The organism is Methylobacterium sp. 10 (genome assembly GCF_000519085.1).
Taxonomy (GTDB): domain Bacteria; phylum Pseudomonadota; class Alphaproteobacteria; order Rhizobiales; family Beijerinckiaceae; genus Methylobacterium.
In genome coordinates this window covers 498,798-519,421 of the sequence record NZ_KI912577.1, presented here as the reverse complement: position 1 = coordinate 519,421, position 20,624 = coordinate 498,798, and the positions used below count along the sequence as shown (strand labels likewise).

At 68.3% G+C, this 20,624-nt stretch carries 17 protein-coding genes; 8 read left to right on the top strand and 9 right to left on the bottom strand.

Annotated elements, in window-relative coordinates; genetic code table 11:
- The first annotated feature begins 4 nt into the window (after positions 1–4).
- Positions 5–652: an alpha/beta hydrolase gene (locus tag K368_RS0102370; RefSeq protein ID WP_027170987.1), complete on the top strand. Its 648-nt coding sequence runs from the start codon at positions 5–7 to the stop codon at positions 650–652.
- On the opposite strand, the gene K368_RS0102365 is transcribed toward K368_RS0102370, so the two are convergent.
- Positions 592–1,839, bottom strand: a complete 1,248-nt coding sequence (locus K368_RS0102365; protein ID WP_027170986.1) for a glycosyltransferase family 4 protein — start codon at positions 1,837–1,839, stop codon at positions 592–594. The two genes, K368_RS0102370 and K368_RS0102365, sit on opposite strands and share 61 nt — an antisense overlap.
- A 23-nt stretch (positions 1,840–1,862) precedes the next feature.
- Entirely contained in the window at positions 1,863–2,693 is an 831-nt protein-coding gene (locus tag K368_RS0102360) for a methyltransferase domain-containing protein (RefSeq protein WP_036266681.1), read from the bottom strand.
- 311 nt (positions 2,694–3,004) lie between these two features.
- Between K368_RS0102360 and K368_RS0102355 the strand changes: the two genes are divergently transcribed.
- Both K368_RS0102355 and K368_RS0102350 read left to right on the top strand, forming a co-directional pair.
- The gene (locus K368_RS0102355) at positions 3,005–4,084 is read left to right on the top strand and encodes an adenylate/guanylate cyclase domain-containing protein (protein ID WP_027170984.1); all 1,080 of its coding nucleotides are present in this window, start codon (positions 3,005–3,007) and stop codon (positions 4,082–4,084) included.
- The gene (locus tag K368_RS0102350) at positions 4,081–4,563 is read left to right on the top strand and encodes a YaiI/YqxD family protein (protein WP_027170983.1); all 483 of its coding nucleotides are present in this window, start codon (positions 4,081–4,083) and stop codon (positions 4,561–4,563) included. The genes K368_RS0102355 and K368_RS0102350 overlap by 4 nt, the downstream gene beginning before the upstream one ends.
- 45 nt (positions 4,564–4,608) lie before the next feature.
- Here K368_RS0102350 and K368_RS0102345 read toward each other — a convergent pair whose 3' ends face one another.
- Positions 4,609–5,550, bottom strand: coding sequence for an HD domain-containing phosphohydrolase (locus tag K368_RS0102345; RefSeq protein WP_245259474.1), 942 nt, complete (start codon positions 5,548–5,550; stop codon positions 4,609–4,611).
- 241 nt (positions 5,551–5,791) lie between these two features.
- Positions 5,792–7,123 (bottom strand): NAD(P)/FAD-dependent oxidoreductase, encoded by a 1,332-nt coding sequence (locus tag K368_RS0102340; protein ID WP_027170981.1) that lies wholly within the window; start codon positions 7,121–7,123, stop codon positions 5,792–5,794.
- Positions 7,124–7,392: 269 nt separating this feature from the next.
- On the opposite strand from K368_RS0102340, the gene K368_RS0102335 reads away from it, so the two are divergent.
- On the top strand, positions 7,393–8,109 hold the full coding sequence (locus K368_RS0102335) for a sulfate transporter family protein (protein ID WP_027170980.1): 717 nt from the start codon (positions 7,393–7,395) through the stop codon (positions 8,107–8,109).
- 12 nt (positions 8,110–8,121) lie between these two features.
- Here the strand turns inward: K368_RS0102335 and K368_RS0102330 are convergent, their stop codons facing one another.
- Complete coding sequence (locus K368_RS0102330) at positions 8,122–9,279, bottom strand: complex I NDUFA9 subunit family protein (RefSeq protein WP_027170979.1); 1,158 nt, start codon at positions 9,277–9,279, stop codon at positions 8,122–8,124.
- 539 nt (positions 9,280–9,818) lie between these two features.
- Between K368_RS0102330 and sfnG the strand changes: the two genes are divergently transcribed.
- From sfnG to gltX, 3 genes are all read left to right on the top strand, one after another.
- Positions 9,819–10,928, top strand: coding sequence for a dimethylsulfone monooxygenase SfnG (gene sfnG / locus K368_RS0102325; protein ID WP_027170978.1), 1,110 nt, complete (start codon positions 9,819–9,821; stop codon positions 10,926–10,928).
- Between the two features lie 193 nt (positions 10,929–11,121).
- Complete coding sequence (locus tag K368_RS0102320; protein ID WP_027170977.1) at positions 11,122–12,372, top strand: SfnB family sulfur acquisition oxidoreductase; 1,251 nt, start codon at positions 11,122–11,124, stop codon at positions 12,370–12,372.
- 59 nt (positions 12,373–12,431) lie between these two features.
- Positions 12,432–13,778, top strand: a complete 1,347-nt coding sequence (gene gltX / locus K368_RS0102315; RefSeq protein ID WP_027170976.1) for a glutamate--tRNA ligase — start codon at positions 12,432–12,434, stop codon at positions 13,776–13,778.
- A gap of 52 nt (positions 13,779–13,830) precedes the next feature.
- Here gltX and K368_RS0102310 read toward each other — a convergent pair whose 3' ends face one another.
- Together K368_RS0102310 and K368_RS0102305 are read right to left on the bottom strand one after the other, a co-directional pair.
- Complete coding sequence (locus K368_RS0102310) at positions 13,831–15,528, bottom strand: methyl-accepting chemotaxis protein (protein WP_027170975.1); 1,698 nt, start codon at positions 15,526–15,528, stop codon at positions 13,831–13,833.
- A gap of 360 nt (positions 15,529–15,888) precedes the next feature.
- Positions 15,889–16,800: a LysR family transcriptional regulator gene (locus K368_RS0102305; protein WP_027170974.1), complete on the bottom strand. Its 912-nt coding sequence runs from the start codon at positions 16,798–16,800 to the stop codon at positions 15,889–15,891.
- Between the two features lie 120 nt (positions 16,801–16,920).
- On the opposite strand from K368_RS0102305, the gene K368_RS0102300 reads away from it, so the two are divergent.
- The gene (locus K368_RS0102300; RefSeq protein ID WP_027170973.1) at positions 16,921–17,781 is read left to right on the top strand and encodes a DMT family transporter; all 861 of its coding nucleotides are present in this window, start codon (positions 16,921–16,923) and stop codon (positions 17,779–17,781) included.
- A gap of 42 nt (positions 17,782–17,823) precedes the next feature.
- On the opposite strand, the gene K368_RS0102295 is transcribed toward K368_RS0102300, so the two are convergent.
- Positions 17,824–19,095, bottom strand: a complete 1,272-nt coding sequence (locus tag K368_RS0102295; protein ID WP_027170972.1) for a hemolysin family protein — start codon at positions 19,093–19,095, stop codon at positions 17,824–17,826.
- Positions 19,096–19,250: 155 nt separating this feature from the next.
- Positions 19,251–20,480, bottom strand: coding sequence for an MFS transporter (locus K368_RS0102290; RefSeq protein ID WP_027170971.1), 1,230 nt, complete (start codon positions 20,478–20,480; stop codon positions 19,251–19,253).
- Positions 20,481–20,624 lie beyond the last annotated feature (144 nt).

Genomic DNA, 20,624 nt, shown 5'->3' with positions numbered 1-20,624 from the left:
CGTCATGACCAAGCTGTCCTTCACCCACCGTTTCGAGCCCGCGACCGTGGCCGGCTCGCCGCCGCTTCTGCTGCTTCACGGCACCGGCGGCGACGAAAGCGACCTGCTGCCCCTGGGCCGAGCCGTGTCGCCGGGCTCCGCCCTGCTGTCGCCCCGCGGGCCGGTCCTGGAGAACGGCATGCCGCGCTTCTTCCGCCGTCTCGCCGAGGGTGTCTTCGACGAGGCCGACCTGCGGCGCCGCGCGCGGGACCTCGCGGCCTTCGTGGCGGAGGCCCGTGACGCCTACGGCATCGCCGCACCCGTGGCGCTCGGCTTCTCCAACGGCGCCAACATCGCCGCCGCCCTTCTTCTGCTCCATCCGGGCGTGCTCGCCGGAGCGGCGCTGCTCCGGCCGATGATGCCGCTGGCGGAACCGCCCGCCCCGGACCTGACGGGGACGGCCGTGCTGATGCTGTCGGGCATGGCCGATCCGATCGTACCGGCCGAGAACGCCGCGCGTCTCGCGAGCGTCTTTGCCCGCGCAGGGGCGAACGTCGCGCACGACATCCAGCCGGCCGGGCACGGGCTCGGCCAGGCCGACGTCATGGCGCTTCAGGCGTGGATGGCCCGGATGGTCGAGGGTGAGGGCGCGGAAGCGAGGCTGCTTCGGTAGACCTCCTCGATGCCGTCGAGGTGCCGGTCGAGGGTCAGCGGGTCGTCCCAGAACAGGTCGTAGGCGGCATCCGACATTCGGCGGGCCACCGCGTCGTCGGATAGGCGGCCAAGGGCAGCGGCAAGGGAACCCGGTTTGCCGGATGCGAACCAGAGACCGTTGACGCCGTCCTCCACTGCCTCCCGGCCGGCGCAGATGTCGCTGACGATCACTGGCGTCCCCGCCGCCAGGGCCTCGAGCACGGTGAGGGGCTGGCCCTCGTACCAGACCGAGGGAAACACGAGGGCACGGGCCGAGCGCATCAGTGCCTTCACCTCGGCCGGGTTCTTCCAGCCGAGGAAGCGGGCCTCCGGATAGTCCGCCTCCAGTTGCGCCCGTTGCGGGCCGTCGCCGATGAAGATCGCCGTCACCCCGGCGAGGCGGGCGGCCTCGGCGAAGATGGTGGCACCCTTCTCCGGTGAGACCCGCCCCACGAAGACGATGTCGCCGAGAGGCCGATCCGGCTTCCGGCCGAGGGGCTCCGCATCCACCGGGTTCGAGACCTCGAAATAGCGTGTCCGTCTCGGCAGGTAGGGGGCGAGAACGGTCTTCTGCAGCCGGCTGATGGTGATGACGGTCGCAGCACTGCCGACCAGGCCCGACCCCCGCATCAGCGCATGGCGGCCGACCCGCATCAGCTTGCGGGCATAGCTCCGGGAATCGCAATTGTAAGCGATGCAGGCGGGCGAGAGGGGGGTTCGGTGGCAGGCGGCCGAGATCGGGTAATCGTAGAAGCCGCCATTGGGGCAGGCGATGTAGTATTCGTGCATGGTGAACACCACCGGCACCCTCGTCGCTTTCAGCACCGGTCCGATGGAGGGCGACAGGGCCTTGGCCCAGCCATGGACGTGGACGACGCTGTCGCTCGGATCGTAGCGGTCCAGCAGCGCCTTCAGGCGGAGCGCCGCCGGCCGGTTCCAGAGCCATTGCACGCCGAAACTGGCGAGCGAGGTGGTGAGCGCCACGTCGGTCTGGCCGAGGACGATCACCTCGATCCCGACTTGCGCCAGACGCGGATCGGCCGGGCCGACGGCTGCGAAGAACACGACCCGGTTGCCGCGCCCGGCGAGGCCGATGGCGCTCTCGATGGCGACCTTCGCCTGTCCGCCGTTGATGAAGGCGTGATCGGCGACGATGATGACGTTCATGACCGCATCCGTCTGCGCGGAACCTATTTACGGGCGATGACGAAGGCGAAGCTCGTGAAGGTCCGCCAGTCGCGACTCCGGGCGAGGCGGGTGAACGCATCGTCGATCTGGCGCAGGCCGGGCAGCTTGTGGAAGTAGCTGTAGCCGTAGAACGGCAGCACGACGATCTCGCGAAAGCCGATTTCCTTCAGGAGCGGCACGATCGCCGCCTCGCTGCCCCGGCAATAGTTGTAATGCGCCGGGAATTTCGGATTGTCGCCGTCGTCCCTTCGGTCCGGGAACAGGGTGTGGAGCACCGCGCGCGACAGGGCCTCCGGCATGAGCTGGTTGGCGACGAAGGGTGGGGCGAACAGGGTGGGAAAGAAGCTGAGCGCCGCGCCGCCCGGTGCGAGGAGGCCATGGATGTTGCGCCACATCTGCGCCACGTCCGGCACGTGCTCCATGACCATCGAGCAATAGGCGAAGTCGAACCGGTTCGCGCCGATGGTCTCCAGGGTGGATGGCGAGGCGATGTCGCAACAGAGTTTCGCGAATTCGGGCGGCGCGAGATCGAGCTCCTTCTGCGAGATGTCGTTGATCGTCACCTTGATCCCATGCCGGACCAGCTCGGGCGGCTGGAAGACCGGGTCGCGCCCGCCGCCGATCTCGAGATGGTCGCGAAGGCCGTACTCGTTGGTGAGGGCGACGATCGTGTTCTTGTAGTTCTCCCAGCTCCAGTTCCAGTCGGGGGAATAGCCGAGGTCGCGTGCGATCGCGCGGATGTCGCGCGGGGCGACCAGGGGGCGCGTGGCCGGCTTCCCGGCAAAGGTCGGGCCGGGAGAGGCTGGGTCTGGGTTCGCCCTCGTCATGCTCATCGCGATGCGCGCCTTCTGAAGCGGCCGAGCCGCGTTGCAGCGGTCAAACTGCCTGTCCGGCAACGAGCCTAAAGGGTGCCGGGTTACGGAGATCTCACTGTCTTCCTGGCAGAACATGAATTTCCATGGCAGCCTTAACGGCCGATGGCCTTAATCGCGCCATCATGGACCGATGTTCAGGGTGTGCTGAACGTCTTGGCGCGGCGACTCGTCCGCGCCTTCCGACGATGGCCTTCCGAAGGATGCCACGCCTTGCTTCTCCCCGCGCGACGCCGTCGTCTTCGTGACGAGCCAGACCGGGGTGATGCCTGATGCTGCCGCCGCATCGCTGGTTCTGGATCCTCATCCTCGTCGCCTGCAGCGGCGCCGGGCTCCTCTACGACCTTCTGTTCGCCAACGGCGCCTCACCGCTGGCCGGTGTGATCTATGGCCTCGCGGTGGGGGCGACCACCCTCGCCTTCGACCGTGGCCTGATCTTCGGCGGCCTTCAAGCGCGCTTGCGCCAGTTGCCGGCGAAGATCTACGTGCTCACGGCCGAGCTCGCCTACGTCCTGATGATCGCCAGCGGCATCGCGCTCGGCGGTCTCGTCGTCTGGGCCCTCGGCCTGACCGGGGATGCGCTCAAGGACGCCGTCAAGATCACCCCGCGGGTTCTCGCCTATTCGCTGGCGGTGTCGGCGATGCTCGTCTTCGTCATCCGCATGCGCGATCTCATCGGCGGCGAGGTGTTCGTGAACTTCCTCGTCGGGCGCTATCACCGGCCGGTGCGCGAGGACCGCATCTTCCTCTTCCTCGACGTGGTCGGCTCCACCGCCTTCGCCGAAACCCATGGCGACCTCAAGGCCCAGGCCTATCTCGGCGCGGTCTTCGCCGCTCTCGCCGAGCCCGTGCGCCGCAATCACGGCTCCACCGACGATTACATCGGCGACATGGCCATGATCACCTGGCCGATGGAGCGTGGCCTCAAGGACGCCCGCTGCGTCGCCTGCGTCTTCGACGTCCTCGACCGGATCGAGGCCGAGGCGGCGGCCTGGCAAGCCCGCTTCGGTGTGGTGCCCCGCCTGCGGGCGGCGCTGCATGGAGGGTCCATCGTCACCGCGGAAGTCGGGGTCGACCGGCACAAGATCGCCTATTTCGGCGATACGGTGAACGTCACCTCGCGGATCGAGGCCCTGTGCCGGCCGCTGGGCACCGAGATCCTGATCTCGGACGATCTCCTCGGCCGTCTGCCGCGCCTGCCCGAAGGCGTCCGCGCCCGCTCGCTCGGAGCCCATGCCCTGCGCGGCCGGGGCCAGCCGCTCGCGGTCTCGACCCTGGAGCGGGCAGCCCCGGCCATCGAGGAGCCCGAAGTGGAACGGAACGTGGCCGCGCGCTTGGCGGCGTCCGTATGAGAGCGCCGGAGCCCGACCGGTCGATCGTCGTCTATATCGATGCCGATGCCTGCCCGGTAAAGGACGAGACCTACCGGGTTGCCGGCCGCTACGGCCTGCATGTCTACGTGGTGGCGAACAGTTTCATCACCCTGCCGCGCGAGCCCTGGATCGAGCGCGTCATCGTGAGCGACGGTTTCGACGCCGCCGACGACTGGATCGCGGAACGGGCGAGACCGGGTTCGGTCGTCGTTACCTCGGACGTGCCGCTCGCCAGCCGCTGCGTGAAGGCAGGCGCCGAGGTCCTGGCACCGACCGGAAAACCCTTCAGCGAGAGCGGGATCGGTCTCGCTCTGGCCACGCGCAACCTGATGCAGGACCTGCGCGAGGCGGGCACGGTCACAGGCGGCCCGCGACCGTTCTCGGCCCGGGACCGCTCCGCCTATCTCGGCGCGCTGGATCGGACCGTGATGCGGCTCAAGCGGGGCGGCTTCGGCTGACGTTCGCCCTGCCCCGAGCCGCGTCCGGGATTCGTTTCGGCCTCGTCACGAGCCGTTCCCCATGGCCTCGCCGAAGGACTGGACCAGCCTGTCCTCCAGCCGACCCTTCATGTCCGAGAGGATCGCCATGGCGACGGCGTTCGGCATGGCCGGCTTGTAGGCGCGCTTCTCGGTCAGCGCCGAGTAGATATCGCAGATCGTCATCAGCCGCACGGTATCGCCGATGGAGTCCCCGCTGAGGCGGTCGGGATAGCCCGAACCGTCGAGCATCTCGTGGTGATGCCGAACGGCGCCGAGGGTGAGGGCATCGCAGCCGGACTCCTTCAGCTTCTCGTAGCCGATGACCGGATGGGTGCGCATGATCGCCATCTCGGCATCGTCGAGCCGGCCAGGCTTGTTGAGGATCTCCAGCGGAATCCGGGCTTTCCCGAGGTCGTGGAGCAAGGCGGCGCGGACGAAGTGATGGCGGTCGCTGGCCGAGAAGCCGAGGTGAAGCGAGAACTTGGCGGCCACGCCCGCTACCAGCAGGCAATGCTGATAGGTGGCGTCGTCATGCGTCCAGACCCGGTCGAGCCAACGGGTCAACCCACCTTCGCGAACCGCCGCGATGATCGGTTCGAGGCTGGCATCGACCCGCGTCAGGGAAACCGGATCGTTCGACCGCGCCCCGTCGAACAGGCGGGTCAGGACTTCCGTGGCCCGTGCCACGCCGCGCTCGATGCTCCGGGCCGGCTTTTCAGCGCGATCCTGGACCACCTGCGTCATCATGGTGCGGGCAATCATCGCGGGGGTCGTCAGAGCCGACAGGCAGCAGGTCGCGCCGAGATTTTTGGCGTTGCGCAGGCCGATCTCGCTCATGTTCCGAAGGAGGCAGATGACGGGAACGTCCGCGATCCTCAATCGCGCGAAGGCCCGGCGCATGGCGGAGGCGGCGTCGCGCCGGTCCAGGGTGACATCCGACACCGCACCGATGGGCACCGGCGTCATGTCTATCGCCAAATCGTATCGGATAACCTTGCAGTCCGCGACGAGGCTCAGCTCGTGGCGCAGAAGTTCACTGCTGTCGGGCCGGTCCGTAATGAGAATGACTGTCCCGTCTAGCATTCGTGGCAAGCCAGAGATCCGATGATACCCGCAGGTTCGTGATAAATTGCAAATATGGAGAGAGGCTTAATCCAGTCTTCCAGTATAAGACTACGGATAAGACGTGACATTGGGCAAGCTAAAACTACCGCTCGCGCAACTTGAGATATGTCGTGATGGAGGATGCAACCTCAGCCGCCGCTCTCAGACCTTCCTCGTAGGCACCGCCGGCCGTGCCCCATTGCAGGCGAGACAACGCCTCTCCGGCGAACCAGATCTTGTCGGCCAGCGGTGCTTGAAGGTGTCCGCGTGCCGGAGCGTGTCCGGGCGGGACCACGGCCCACGAACCGAGCGACCACGGGTCGTGGCGCCACTCGCTGATGGCGGGAATGGAAAGATCGTGCAGGGCGCGGTGGCCGACATGCTCCGCCAGGACGGAGCGGACCAGGCGGCGGGTGGAATCCGGGTTCCTGTCCCGTGCATCGAGAGCCCGCGTCATCGGCGTGTCGAGTTCGAAGAGGTGGAACGGCGTCCCGTCCACGCGGGTGAGCAGTCCGGGGGGCTTGTGGCGTCCGCCGACCAGGGCGGCGAGACGGTCGCGACCGACGAAGGGCGCGGACGGCCAGTGCAGCACGGCGTGTTCGTAGATCCCGCCGGAGAACCCGTCGATGGCCGCGCGCGTCTCGGGCGGCAGGGACGGGGTGAACAGGGGCGAGGCGCGCAGCACCATCATCGGAATCGTGACGATCACCGCCTTGGCCCGCCGAACCGATCCGCCCGCCGTCTCGACGGTGACACCCGTCCCCGACCAGTCGATGCGCACCACCGGCGTGTTCAGCGCGATGGGCAGCCCCTGCGCCAGCCGGGCGAGATAGCCGCCGAAGCCGCCGGCGATGAAGCGGTTGTCACCGTATTCCATGCTGGGAAAATCATGGAGGGAGACCTCCGTCAGGGGCCGGCCGGAGACGAGGCCGTGGACGAGGGCGATGCGCTCGGCCCATGGGCCGAGGCCGGGCGGGAGCGCGCTCGAGGCCGGGCGGTCGGGACCGCCGAACCCGGCCTGGGTTGTCAGGGCCCGATCGGCCACTGAGAAGGCGCGGGCATGGGCGGCGGCCTCGGCCGGGCGTCCTTTCCGGCCCGACACCAGCAGGTGCCCGTCCTGCGCCGCGATCCGGAGGGGTTCGCCCCGCCTCTCGCCCAGGCGCACCAGAGGGTTGATCGGGCCTGCATGGAGCCAGTGTCCGCCGAGATCCACCGGATGGCCGCGCAGCATCGTAGTGATCAGCCGCCCTCCGACTCTGTCGCGGGCCTCCAGCACGGCCACGGAGACGCCGCGCTCCGTGAGCGTCCGCGCTGCGGCGATCCCGGCGGCACCCGCGCCGACGACGATCACATCCGCGTGGTCGGGCAGGGGTGCCAAGCGCGGAGCGATGCTCGGACGGACATGCGCGTGGGCGGGACGGGGTGTCGGGATCATGCAGAGGAATGTTTCCGAGGGGAGGTCCGTGATCGGCGAAGCGGGGGAGAATGCGCGGTGATTCTCTACCAGCCGTTACGGTGGGAGGACATGACACGGACTCGTGCGTCGCCCTTCGGTCATGTCGCATCGCCGGAGAGACGGTGCCGGTCGGGTACGACCGGCCGGGGGGTTGCGCCGCAGCTCGAGCGACGCCAGAACCCGGCGCTGACGGCCGGGCCCGTGCGGGCATCCGTCCTCTCTCGTGCGGAACAAGGAGTTCGGGCGGCATGCTCATTCAGGCAGCCTACGCTGCGTTCAAGCAGGTGCTCTCGCCGCCCTTGCGCGCGATCCTGTGGAAGTCGCTGGCCCTGACGCTCGGGCTGCTCGTCCTGATCTGGGCCGGCCTCACCAAGGCGATCGACTGGTTCCTCGCGAACCATCACCTGTCGGCGAGCTATCCGTTCCTCGATACCCTGGCGGTGTTCTTCGCCGGGACGGGTCTGTTCATCGGCCTCGCCTACGTCATGCCGGCGGTCTCGATCCTGGTGGCGGGCTATTTCCTCGACGACGCAGCGGCCATCGTGGAGCGCACCGACTTTCCCGGAGACGCGCCGGGAACGGCTCTGCCGATCGGCTCGGCGATGCTCTACGCGCTGCGCTTCGCGGGCCTCGCCCTGCTGGTCAACCTCGTGGCGCTGATCCTGTTCTTCGTGCCGGGCGTGAACCTCGTGGCGTTCTTCCTCGCCAACACCTACCTGCTCGGGCGCGAGTATTTCGAACTCGCCGCCGGGCGCTTCCGGCCGATGGCGGAGGCCGGCGCCATGCGTCGGCATTTCAGCCTGACCACCATGACCGCCGGCGCCATGCTGGCGGGCCTGATGGTCGTGCCCGTCCTCAACCTGCTGACGCCGCTCTTCGGCATCGCCCTGATGGTCCATGTCCATAAGGGGCTCAGCCGGAAAGCGGCCCTGGCCGGACCGGATGTGCGCAAGCGGATCGGTTGAGCGCGGCTCGCCTCAGCCCCGCGTTCCCCACCGCACGCCCATCCTGCTCGGCGCCGTCGCGTCGGGGCCGATCGGAGGACCGCTCGGCCGGGTGACCGGCGGGGATGACGGTTCCGCGGCCTCCTCCTCGGAGGTGGTGATCGTCTCCTTCGCGAACTGGCCGGCCTTGCGGAAGGTCCAGAGATAGCCCGGCACGACGGCCGCCATGGCGGTGGGCAGGATGCCGAGGCCGTCGAGGGTGCGGCCTTCTGCCTTGGCCGCGTCCGAGACCACGTTGTCGGTCTGGAGCAGGGTGACCTGGTCGCGCGTGAGCTTGAGGCTGTCCGGAAGCAGGCCGAGGCTCAGCGTGTCCACGGTCTCGATCACGCGGGCCTGCAGCATGGCGAGGGGCTTGGGCAGGTCGACCACGAGGCGTTTGCGCATGGTGGTCTTGAGCATGTAGCGGACGAGGGCGTCGAGGGTCTCGATTTCGGGGCCGCCGAGTTCGAAGACCCGGCCTGCCTCGGCCTGTCCGTCCACCGCACTGGCGACCGCCTCGGCCACGTCTCCCACGAAGACCGGCTGGAAGCGCGTCCCGGCTCCGGCCAACGGCAGGACCGGGAGCACGCGGGCGAGCGACGCGAAGCGATTGAAGAAGCTGTCGCCCGGGCCGAAGACCAGGGAGGGGCGCAGGATCACCGACCGAGGCTGGGCCGCCAGAACGCGTGCCTCGCCCAAGGCCTTGGAACGGGCGTATTCGGAGCCGGACCTTTCGTCCGCTCCGATGGCCGAGACATGGACGACAGGCGCGCCGACGCTGGCGGCTGCCCGCGCGATCTCGCCCGCCCCTTCCGCCTGGAGGCGCAGGAAGCTCTGCTTGCCGCTCTCCTGCAGGATGCCCACGAGGTTCACCACCACGTCGGCGCCCTCCACCGCCCGGACGATAGAGTCGGGATAGCGCAGGTTCGCCTGCACGGCGACGATCTGCCCGACCTTGCCCAGCGGCTGAAGGAAGAGGGCGAGGTCCGGGCGGCGGACGGCGACGCGCACGCGATAGCCGCGCTTGGCGAGCGCCCGCACCACGTGGCGTCCGAGGAAGCCGGATCCGCCGAAGACGGTGACCAATTGCGATGACGGACGCGGCAAGGACGGTCCGGCGAAAGGAGAGGTCGAAGCGTCGAAGCCGGTCATCGCCTGGGTTCCCACCTGTCATCCGACATGCCCCGCCATGCCCTGTCCGGGGCGGGGCCGAGTCTGTGTCCGTCACCACTGAATGTCTCTCGCAAAACTCCCGCTGCGCCGTCGTGCTCCGAGCGAGAACCGACCGTGACCGGGAGTGTGTGAGGCACTCTGACTGCGGGGATTACCATCGCTCGCGCATCGATAGCTAGGGCCGTCTGCCGCCGTGCGGGAGGCTCCCGCGACCGGAAAAGCCGTCGCCCGAGAAAACCTCACGGACCGGCCGTCGCGAGCGGCCTCGCCGTTGCCGATGCCGATCCTGTCGGAACACGATCGTGTCGTGCGGGGCCTGTTTGCCGGAAGATTGTCCCGGCATGGTCCAAGAAAAAGTATTTCTCTTCCTTTGACTATGCCCCATCTTCGTAAGACATTCATCGCGCCAAAGTCACAACGCAAGCAAATCTTCAATGTGTGCTTGATATCATAATGTATTCACTTGCGGTCACACTGTCGATTGGGCCGCACGATGTCTCGAATTCGCGGATAGATGCATGATTCTCCCGAACCATCTCGGCCAAGCCCCGATCCGTTTTGCCTATTGGGTGCCCAACGTGTCCGGCGGCCTCGTCATCAGCAAGATCGAGCAGCGCACCAGCTGGGATGCCGACTATAACCGCAAGCTCGCGCAGATCGCGGAGGAGGCCGGGTTCGACTACGCCCTGACGCAGATTCGCTTCACCGCCGGCTACGGTGCCGAATTCCAGCACGAATCGGTGGCGTTCAGCCACGCCCTGCTGGCGGTGACCACGAAGCTCAAGGTCATCGCCGCGCTCCTGCCCGGCCCGTGGAACCCGACCATCGCGGCCAAGCAGATCGCGACGATCAGCCAACTCACCAACGGGCGCATCGCCATCAACGTGGTGTCGGGCTGGTTCTCCGGTGAGTTCCGCGCCATCGGCGAGCCCTGGCTCGACCATGACGAGCGCTATCGCCGGTCGGAGGAGTTCATCCGCTCCCTGCGCGGGATCTGGACGCAGGACGACTTCACCTTCCGCGGCGATTTCTACCGCTACACCAACTACACCCTGAAGCCGAAGCCGGCCGATCCGCAGCCCGAGATCTTCCAGGGCGGCTCGTCGCGCGCCGCCCGCGACATGGCCGCCCGCGTCTCCGATTGGTACTTCACGAACGGCAACACCCCGGAGGGCATCCGGGCGCAGGTGGACGACATCCAGGCCAAGGCCTCGGCCAACGGGCACTCGGTCAAGGTCGGCGTCAACGCCTTCGTCATCGCCCGCGACACTGAGGAGGAGGCCCACGCCGTCCTCCAGGAAATCATCGACAACGCCGATCCAGATGCGGTGAAGGCCTTCGGCCACGAGGTGAAGAACGCCGGCAAGGCTTCCCCGGAAGGGGAGGGCAACTGGGCGAAATCGAGCTTCGAGGACCTCGTCCAGTATAATGACGGCTTCAAGACCAACCTGATCGGCACCCCCGACCAGATCGCCGAGCGCATCGTCGCCCTGAAGGATGCCGGCGTCGATCTCGCGCTCCTCGCCTTCCTGCATTTCCAGGAGGATGTCGCCTATTTCGGCGCCCACATCATCCCGAAAGTGAGGGCGCTCGAGGCCGCACGCGAGCACCGGGCCGAGGCCGCTTGAGCGGCCCTCTCCCTCCCCCCTTTGCGGGGGAGGGTGCCTGCGGAGCAGGCGGGAGAGGGGGCGACCTCGCCGAATAGCGCACTCCCTTCTCCCGACCCTCGCTGACGCGAGGTCCACCCTCTCCCGCAGAGGGGAGAGGGGATCGCGTGGGGCCGACCCGAGCTTGATCGAAACCTGAATGCTGGAGCCACTCATGAACATCGCCGTCAGCGCCCAGTCGCTCGAAACCGCCCGGGGCGCGCCGCCGGTCCCCCGTCCGGCATCCCCCGCCCATGTCATCCGCGACGATGCCGAGGCGATCCGCGTCGCCCATGCCCTCGCCAGGGAGTTCCGCGAGGGCGCGTCCGAACGCGACGCCGCCAACCGGCGGCCCTATGCCGAGCTCGACGCCTTTTCCCAGAGCGGGCTGTGGTCGATCAACGTGCCCAAGGCCTTCGGCGGGCCGGAGGTGTCCTACAAGACGCTGGCCCGGGTCGTCGCCATCATCTCGGCCGCCGATCCCTCGATCGGCCAGATCTCGCAGAACCATCTCGGCATCGTCGCGGCGATCCGCACGGTGTCCGGCCCGGAGCAGCAGGCGCTGCTGTTCGGCGAGGTCCTGAAGGGCACCCGCTTCGGAAACGCCTTCTCCGAAATCGGCACCCCGCGCGCCACCGACTTCAAGACCCATTTCGTCGATGACGGCGACCACGTCATCGTGCGCGGCAAGAAGTTCTATTCCACCGGCGCGCTTCTCGCCCATCTCGTCCCCATCGTCGCCCTCGATGGCGAGGGCCGCGCCTGGTACGCCATCGCCGACAGGGGCGCTCCCGGCCTCACCGTCATCGACGACTGGTCGGCCTTCGGGCAGCGGACCACGGCGAGCGGCACCGTCCTCATCGACGACGTCCGGGTGCCCAAGACCCATCTCGTCCCGGCCTGGAAGGGCTACGAGCAGCCGCGGTCGGACGGCGCGGTGTTCCAGATCATCCAGGCGGCGGTGGATGCCGGCATCGCCCGCGAGGCCATCGACGACACCATCGCCTTCGTGCGCACCAAGACCCGCCCCTGGGTCGATAGCGGCCAGGACCGCGCCTCCGACGACCCCTATACGATCCAGGCCATCGGCGAACTGACGATCCGGCTCCATGCGGCCGAGGCCATCCTCGACCGGGCCGGCCTCGCGCTGGACGAGGCGGTGGTCAACCCGAGCGCGGAGACGGTCGCGGCGGCCCAGCTCGCCGTGGCAGAATCAAAGGTGCTCACCACCGAGATCGCGGTGCTCGCGAGCAGCAAGCTGTTCGAGCTTGCCGGCACCCGCTCGACCCTCGCCGAGAGCAACCTCGACCGTCACTGGCGAAACGCCCGCACCCACACCCTCCACGACCCGGTGCGTTGGAAATACGCGATCATCGGCAACCATGCGCTCAACGGGGTCAATCCACCGTTCCACGCCTGGAGCTAGCAACACGCCCATCGGAGCCGGCAGTCCCCAGCAGGGAGAAAATCGGCTAGGAGGCGGGCATGACATCCGCCCCCCTCGTCCGCTTCGCGCCCTCGCCCACGGGCTACCTGCATATCGGCAACGCCCGCCCGGCGCTGTTGAACGCCCTGTTCGCGCGGGCGCGCGGCGGGCGGTTCCTGCTGCGCCTCGACGACACCGACCGCGAGCGCTCGACGGAGGACTTCGCGAGTGCCATCGAGGAGGATCTCGCCTGGCTCGGGATCGTGCCCGATCTCTTCGTCCGCCAGTCGGACCGCTCCGCCATCCACGACGCGGCGGCAGAGCGTTTGAAGGCGGCGGGCCGGCTCTACCCCTGCTACGAGACCCAGGACGAGCTGGAGCGCCGCCGCCGGCGCCAGTTGGGCCGCGGCCAGCCGCCGATCTACGACAGGGCGGCGCTCGGCCTCACCGATGACGAGCGCGCGGCTTTGGAGGAAGAGGGGCGCACGCCGCATTGGCGCTTCAAGCTCGATGCCCGCACTGTTGCCTGGGACGATCTCGTGCGGGGGCAAGCGCATGTGGATTGCGCCTCCCTCTCGGACCCGGTGCTGATCCGCGCCGATGGCAGCTACCTCTACACGCTGCCCTCGGTGGTGGACGATGCCGAGATGGGGATCACCCATGTCATCCGCGGCGAGGACCACGTCACCAATACCGGCGTGCAGGTGCAGATCTTCGAGGCCCTGGGCCAGCCGATCCCGGTCTTCGGCCACCACAACCTGCTCACCACCGCCGATGGCGAAGGCCTGTCGAAGCGTCTCGGCCACCTGTCGCTGAGGGGCCTGCGCGAGGCGGGCTATGAACCCGGCGCGGTGCGCTCGCTTGCCGTGCTCACCGGCTCGGCCGAAGCGGTGCGCGCGGTCCCGGGCCTCGACGAGCTCGCCGCCCTGGTCGATCTCTCCCACATCTCGCGGGCGCCGGCGAAGTTCGATCCGCAGGAACTCGACGGGCTCAACGCCCGGCTGATCCATGCCATGCCCTATGACGAGGCGCGCGAACGCCTCCTCGCCCTGGGTATCCCGGAAGAGCGTGCGCAGGCGTTCTGGGCGGTGATCCAGCCCAACCTCGCCAAGGTCGGGGACGCCGCCGAATGGTGGCGGATCGTGGCCGGGGAGGTGACGCCGGTCATCGCGGATGACGGCTTCATCGCCGCTGCCTTGGACGTGCTGCCGCCCGAGCCCTGGGACGGCCAGACCTGGAAGGCCTGGACCAACGCGGTGAAGGAGCGGACCGGCGCCAAAGGCAAGGCCCTGTTCATGCCCCTCCGCCTCGCGGTGACGGGGCTGGAGCACGGGCCGGACCTGTCGGGCCTGCTTCCCCTCATCGGCCGGGGCACGGTTGTGTCCCGGCTCGGCGGTCGAGGCTGACAGCCCCGGCCCGAAAGGCGGCGCTCGCCGTCCGGGCCGGGTTCCCTTTCGTTCAGGCCGCTCTCACGGTGTCGAGGAAGCGGCGGACCTCGCCGTTCAGGTGTTCGGACTGGCGCGAGAGTTCGCCTGCCGCGCCGAGGACCTGGGATGCGGCGGCCCCCGTCTCCTCGGCGGCCCCCGCGACGCCGGAGATGTTGCTCGTCACCTCGCTCGTTCCCGTCGCGGCCTGGGCGACGTTGCGGACGATCTCCTGGGTCGCGGCCCCCTGCTGCTCTACCGCCGCGGCGATGGTGGTCGCCACCGAATCGATCTCGCGGATGCGGGCCGTGATGGAGGCGATGGCCGAGACCGCCTCGCCGGTCGCGCCCTGGATCTGGGCGATCTGGCTGGAGATCTCCTCGGTGGCCCGCGCCGTCTGGCTGGCCAGTTCCTTGACCTCCGTGGCCACCACGGCGAAGCCCCGGCCGGCCTCGCCTGCGCGGGCCGCCTCGATGGTGGCGTTGAGGGCGAGAAGGTTGGTCTGCCCGGCGATGTTCGAGATCAGGCCGACGACGTCGCCGACGCGGGAGGCCGCCTGGGCCAGGGTCTGTACCAGGGCCGCGGTCCGGTCGGCCTCGGTCACGGCGCCCTGCGCGAGGTCGGCCGATCCGCTGACCTGACGGCCGATCTCCTGGACGGAGACGCCGAGCTCCTCCGCCGCCGCCGCCACGGTGTTGACGTTGGTGGCGGCTTCCTCGGCGGCGGCGGCCACGGTCATGGACTGGCTCGCCGTCTGCGTGGCGGTGGAGGTCATGGTCTGGGCCGTGGCCTGGAGTTCCGTCGCCGAGGCCGAGACCATCTCGATGATACCGCCGACTGCACCCTCGAAGCTGTCGGCCATCGCGATCATCGTGCGCTTCCGTTCCGCCTGCGCGGCGTCCTCGGCGATGCGCCGGATCTCGGCTTCCTCGGCGGCCTTCCGGGCGACCATGGCCTTGATCTGCTCCACGGCCTTACCCACGGCGCCGATCTCGTCGCCGCGCTTGGCCTCCTCGATCTCGGCGTCGATGTCGCCCTGCGCCATCCGCTGCAGAACCGAAACGAGATGGCCCAGCGGGCGGGTGATACCGAAGGTGACGATGAGGCCGGCCAGGATCGCGGCGACGGTGAGGCCGATGGCCGCGATGGCGATCAGGCGCTGGATGGTGTCGGCGACCTCCGCTTCGAGGGCGTGCTTGCCGGCCTGCATCTCTTCCGTGATTCGCTGGGTGCGCTCCTCGATCAAGCCGTTCAGTTTCGCCCGAGCCGGCTGCCCTTCCCGCTGCACGATCTGCAGCGCCTTGGCGATCTCGTTCTCCAGGGCGAACGCCGTCGAACGACGTAGAATGTCAAAATACGCCTCGGCCATCTGCCGGACGTCCTGGCCGATCTTGCGACGTTCCGGGGAATCGGCCAGGAGGATCAGCCTGTCGACGAGCTCGAGCGTCGTCTGGGCTGATTTTTCATACCGATCCTTGTAATCGACGATCTTTTCCGGCTGCTTTTCAAGAAGAATGTTGCGGCTCAGCAGTGCCGCTTCCGCGAGTTTGAACTGAGCCCGCAGATAGATTTCCTGTCGGACGGTCAAAACGTCGGCATAATACTTGGTTCGTTCTGCGACGCTGTTCAGGACCGTGCGCGAATAGACCACCAGTCCGACCGCCATGAGGCCCATCAGCGCCAGCGGTATGGCGATCTTCAGCATCACGCTGGCTTGCCTAACGATCTTCATCTCAAACCTCGGAATGATATGCATTCACATGCAGCATTGTGCGAAGAAAGCTTACAAAATATCGTCTAAAGATAAGCTTAAGCGCGCATCTGTGCGTGCGAGATTTCTCGATGTCCATGTCGATTAAGCAAGCGAGAATGCAGCGCTGCGCTAAACGGCAAGATCATGCCGAATATCAAGACCGGGATGTCTCATGACTTGGGTCTGACACGAGCGATATTGCCGTTCGGTGCAGTGTCACTGAGTGGAGCCCACCCTATGGCGTAGCTTATGGGGTTTTGCCTGCGAGGAGGCGAAGTGCTCCATCGCGCTCACTGTTTTCAGCCCGGTGGCCTCGGCCCGCTCCGGCGCGGCCCGGCTTCAGTCGCCGCCGCCCGCCGTCTTCGGCAGGAGGGCGTTCCGTTCCCCGAGCAGGTGTCCGACGAGCCGTTGCGCCGCCTGGCTCGGCGGTCGTCCCGCCGGGCGGATCAGCATCGTCTCGATGGGCAGGCGCGGCCGGAACGGTCGCAGCACGATGGGAAGGCCGGTGAGGTCGCGGGCGGGAAGCGGATCGACGATGGCGATCCCCAGCCCTTCGGCCACGAGGCCGCAGCGCGCGGACGTATACTGCGCCATGAGGCCGAACCGCGGGACGATGCCGGCCTCTGTGAAGGCCGCTTCGATCGCCTGCTGGAACACGCCGGTTCCACCCGCGATCAGGGGCTCGTCGGCGAGATCGCCCACCTCGATCGCCCGTCTGGCCGCGAGGGCGTGCCCCCGGGGCAGGGCGCAGACTGCATCGATGGCGAGAAAGGGCTCGCAGATCACGCCCGCATAGCCGGAGCGGGGCCGCACCAGGCCGAGATCGCATTGCCCGGAGGCGGCCCAGGACCAGATCGTCTCCGGTGCCGGCACATGGACAGCGACGCGGATGCCCGGCGACTCCTCGTTCAAGCGCCGGATCGCCCGCGGCAGCAGCCGCGAGGCCAACGAGGGCTGGCAGGCGACGCGCAACGGTCCCGTGCCGAGATCGCGGATCTGGCGGGCCGCCCGGGACAGGTGGTCGAGCCCCGCATAGGTCCGCTCGACTTCGCGGGCGAAGGCCTCTCCCTCCTGCGTCGGCAGGGCGCTGCCATGGCCGCGCACGAACAGCGTGAAGCCGAGATCGGCCTCGAGCTGCGCCATGGCACGGCTGATATGAGGTTGTCCGATCCCCAAGGCGGCGGCGGCCCGCGTCATCCCACCATGGCGCAGGACCGCGCGGAAGAGATCGAGATGAGCCGGGTTCATCATGCCTGTTCTGCATGGATATCGAAAGGACGAGCATTTGACGGCATGAGTGCAGAATGGTTGTCAAGGCATCCGCACCGGGGCTTCTCCGGTTGCGCGGCGCGATCGGGCTTGGACGACGCAATGCAACGGACTACGGCAGGGTGGGGCAGCGGTCTCCTGGGCGTCATCATCTTCAGCGCCTCGCTGCCGGCGACGCGGGTGGCGGTGGCCGACTTCACGCCGATCTTCCTCACCTCGGCGCGCGCGGTGATCGCGGCCCTGCTCGGCGCGGCGATGCTCCTCTCCTTGCGCCAGAAGCGACCCGAGAGGTCCGATCTCACCTCGCTGGTCATCGTGGCCATCGGCGTCGTGGTCGGCTTTCCCCTCCTGACGGCGCTGGCCCTCCAGCACATCACATCCGCCCATTCCATCGTCTTCATCGGCCTCCTGCCGCTCGCCACCGCCATCTTCGGGGTGATCCGCGGCGGGGAGCGGCCGAGCCCGGTCTTCTGGCTGTTCTCCGGCATCGGCGGTCTCACGGTGGCGGGTTTCGCGCTGCTCCGGAGCGGGGGCGGCTCGCTCACCGGCGATCTGCTGATGGTGTCCGCGATCCTGCTCTGCGGCCTCGGCTACGCGGAGGGCGCCACGCTGTCGCGTCGCCTCGGCGGGTGGCAGGTGATCTCCTGGGCCCTGGTCCTGGCCCTGCCGGTGATGGCCGTCATCGCCCTGGCGAGCCTGCCCCCGGCCTGGACCGGCATCGGCCTGCCGGCCTGGATCGGCCTCGCCTACGTCTCGGTCTTCAGCATGCTGGTGGGATTCGTGTTCTGGTATCGCGGGCTGGCTCTGGGCGGGATCGCCGGCGTCGGGCAGCTCCAATTGCTTCAGCCGTTCTTCGGCCTGGCTCTCGCGGGCCTGCTGCTCCACGAGCCCGTCGCCCCGAGCATGCTGGCGGTGACCGGCCTCGTCGTCCTCTGCGTGGCGGGGGCCAAGCGCTACGCCTGAGCGCGCCCGCTTCTTCGAAGGAACGCTGGGTCTGCGGGGAGGTCAGGCGATCCGCGACACCAGGATCTTGTCGATCCGGCGTCCGTCGAGATCCACCACCTCGAAGCGCCAGCCGGCGATGTCGCAGGTCTCGCCGGTCTCCGGCAGGCGCTGCAGCTTGGCGATGACGAGGCCGGCGGCGGTCTCGTAGTCCCGGCTCGATTCGATCTTGATGCCGAGCTGGTCGGCCATCTCGTCCACCGGCATCCAGCCGGCGATGAGCCAGGACCCGTCCTGGCGCTGTACCGCTTCGGGCTCGGGATCCTCAGAATGGAAGGCGCCCGCGATGGCATCGAGGATGTCGGCCGGGGTCACGAGACCGTCGAAATGGCCGTATTCGTCATGGACCAGGGCCATCGGAACCTCCGCCGCCTGGAGGGCGGTGAGCGCGTCGAGAGCGTCGAGGGTGTCGGGGAGCACCGGGGCGCTGCGGATATAGGCGCGCAGGTCGAACCGCTCGTTCTCGATGAGCGCCTTGACCAGTTCGCGCACCTGCACGACGCCGAGCATGTTGTCCGGATTGCCCTCGCCGACCGGGATACGCGAATGCGGGCTGGAGACCAGCATCGCGCGGATCTCCTCCGGCTCCTTGTCGAGATCGATCCAATGGACGTCGGTGCGCGGGGTCATGACGCCCCGCACGGCGCGGTCGCCGAGGCGCAGCACGCCGGCGATCATCTTGCGCTCGTCGGTCTCGATCACCCCCGCCGTCTCGGCCTCCGCGACGATGGTGCGGATCTCCTCCTCGGTCACGGCGCTGGCGCTGGAGGCTTCCTGGCCGAACAGCCGGAACACCGCGCGGGTGGAGGCGTCGAGGAGCCAGACCGCCGGAAGCGCGATCCGCGAGATCAGCCGCATCGGCCGGGCGACGAAACAGGCGATGCCCTCCGGGTCGCGCAGGGCCACGTGCTTGGGCACGAGTTCGCCGATGATCACCGAGAGGTAGGTGATGATGGCGATGACGATCCCGTAGCCGAGGGGATCGGCCACGGGTTTCGACAGGCCCGCCTCGGACAGGATCTCGGTGAGGCGCTCGCCCAAAGCGGCACCGGAGACGGCCCCCGACAGGATGCCGACGAGGGTGATGCCGATCTGAACGGCGGAGAGGAAGCGTCCCGGATCCTCCGCCAGGGTCAGGGCGGCCTGGGCGCCGGGCCGGCGTGCCTCCACCATCATGCGCAACCGCGTCTTGCGCGACGAGACGACGGCGAGTTCGGACAGCGCGAAGGCGCCGTTGAGGGCGATCAGGGCGACGGCGACGGCGAGCTCGAACACGTTCGGTTCCGTAAGCCGGAGCCGCTTGGACCAAGCGTGCCGGACTTCCTCAGTTGGCGGCGATGGCTCGCCTGTTGCTCAGTTGGCGGCGATCGCTCGCCTGTCGCTCCGGTGAGCGACGACGAGCGCCTAGATGGGCCGTCGCGGCGGGCCGGTCAACGGTCGAGGCCGGGCGATGTGCCCGCAACCAGGGGGGGCAGGCGCGAAAGACGGAGCGCGATGGCGAGGGCAAGGGCGTAGAGGCCGCCGAAGAAGGCGACGACCCCCGACCATCCCGCATGTTCGAAGAACCAGCCCCCCGCCGTGCCGAGCACCGACGAGCCGAGGTAGTACAGGCACAGATAGACCGAGGAGGCCTGCGCCCGGTCGCGCAGGGCCCGCCGCCCGATCCAGGAACTCGCCACCGAATGGGCGCCGAAGAAGCTTACCGTCACGACGACGATGCCCGCGATGATGAGGGGAAGGCGCTCGGACAGGGTCATGAGGATGCCGACGAGGCCGAGCAGGATCGCGAGCCACAGCACCCTGCGCCGCCCGAGCCGGCTCGCGATCTCGCCGGTCACCGCCGAGCTGAACGTACCGGCGAGATAGACCACGAAGATCGCCCCGATGGCCGACTGGCTGAGGTTGTAGGGCGGATCGAGCAGGCGGAAGCCGACATAATTGTAGACGCTGACGAAGCCGCCCATGAGCAGGAACGCTTCCGCGAACAGCCAGGGCAGGCCGGGATCGCGGAAATGCTGGCCGAACGTGCCCGGCACCTGACGCCAGCGCATCCGATTGGCGAGGAAGCGCCTCGATGGCGGCAGGCCGCGCCAGAACAGGATGGCGGCGAAAAGTGCCAGAACCCCGATGGTCCCGAGACCAACGCGCCACGAGGCATGGTCGGTGATGATGCCGGCGATCAGGCGCCCCACCATGCCGCCCATGGCGTTGCCCCCGATGAGGAGCCCCATGGACAAGCCGATGGCGCGGGAATCCATCTCTTCGCTGAGATAGGCCATGGCGACCGCCGGCAGGCCGCTCGCGGCCAACCCCGTGAGCGCGCGCAACGCCAGGAAGCCATGCCAGCTCGGCACGATCACGGCAATGAGGGTGAGGATCGCCGAGGCGAAGAGCGAGGCGACCATAATCGGCTTGCGCCCCCACACCTCGGAGAGCGGGCTGACCACGAGGAGCGCCAGGGCCAGCATCGCGCAGGGGAGCGATAGCGACAGGCTGCTTTCGGCCGGCGAGACGTGGAACTCATCGGCGAAGACCGGCATCAGCGGCTGGACGCCGTAGAGCACGGCGAAAGTAGAGAAGCCCGCTGCGAACAAAGCGAGCGTGGTCCGACGAAAGATCGGCGTCCCCGCCGTGATCAGCCGGTCGCTCTCCTCGGCCATGGTCGCCAGTCTCCTGATGTCGCGCGCTCACCGGGCGGCGGGTCAGCAAGTCGTCTCCGCGGGAGTGCTGGGGAAGCACGGAACGGCGCGGGCCGCACCCCTCTTTCGAGACATGCGGCCCGTGACGTCACGACAATGCGGCCA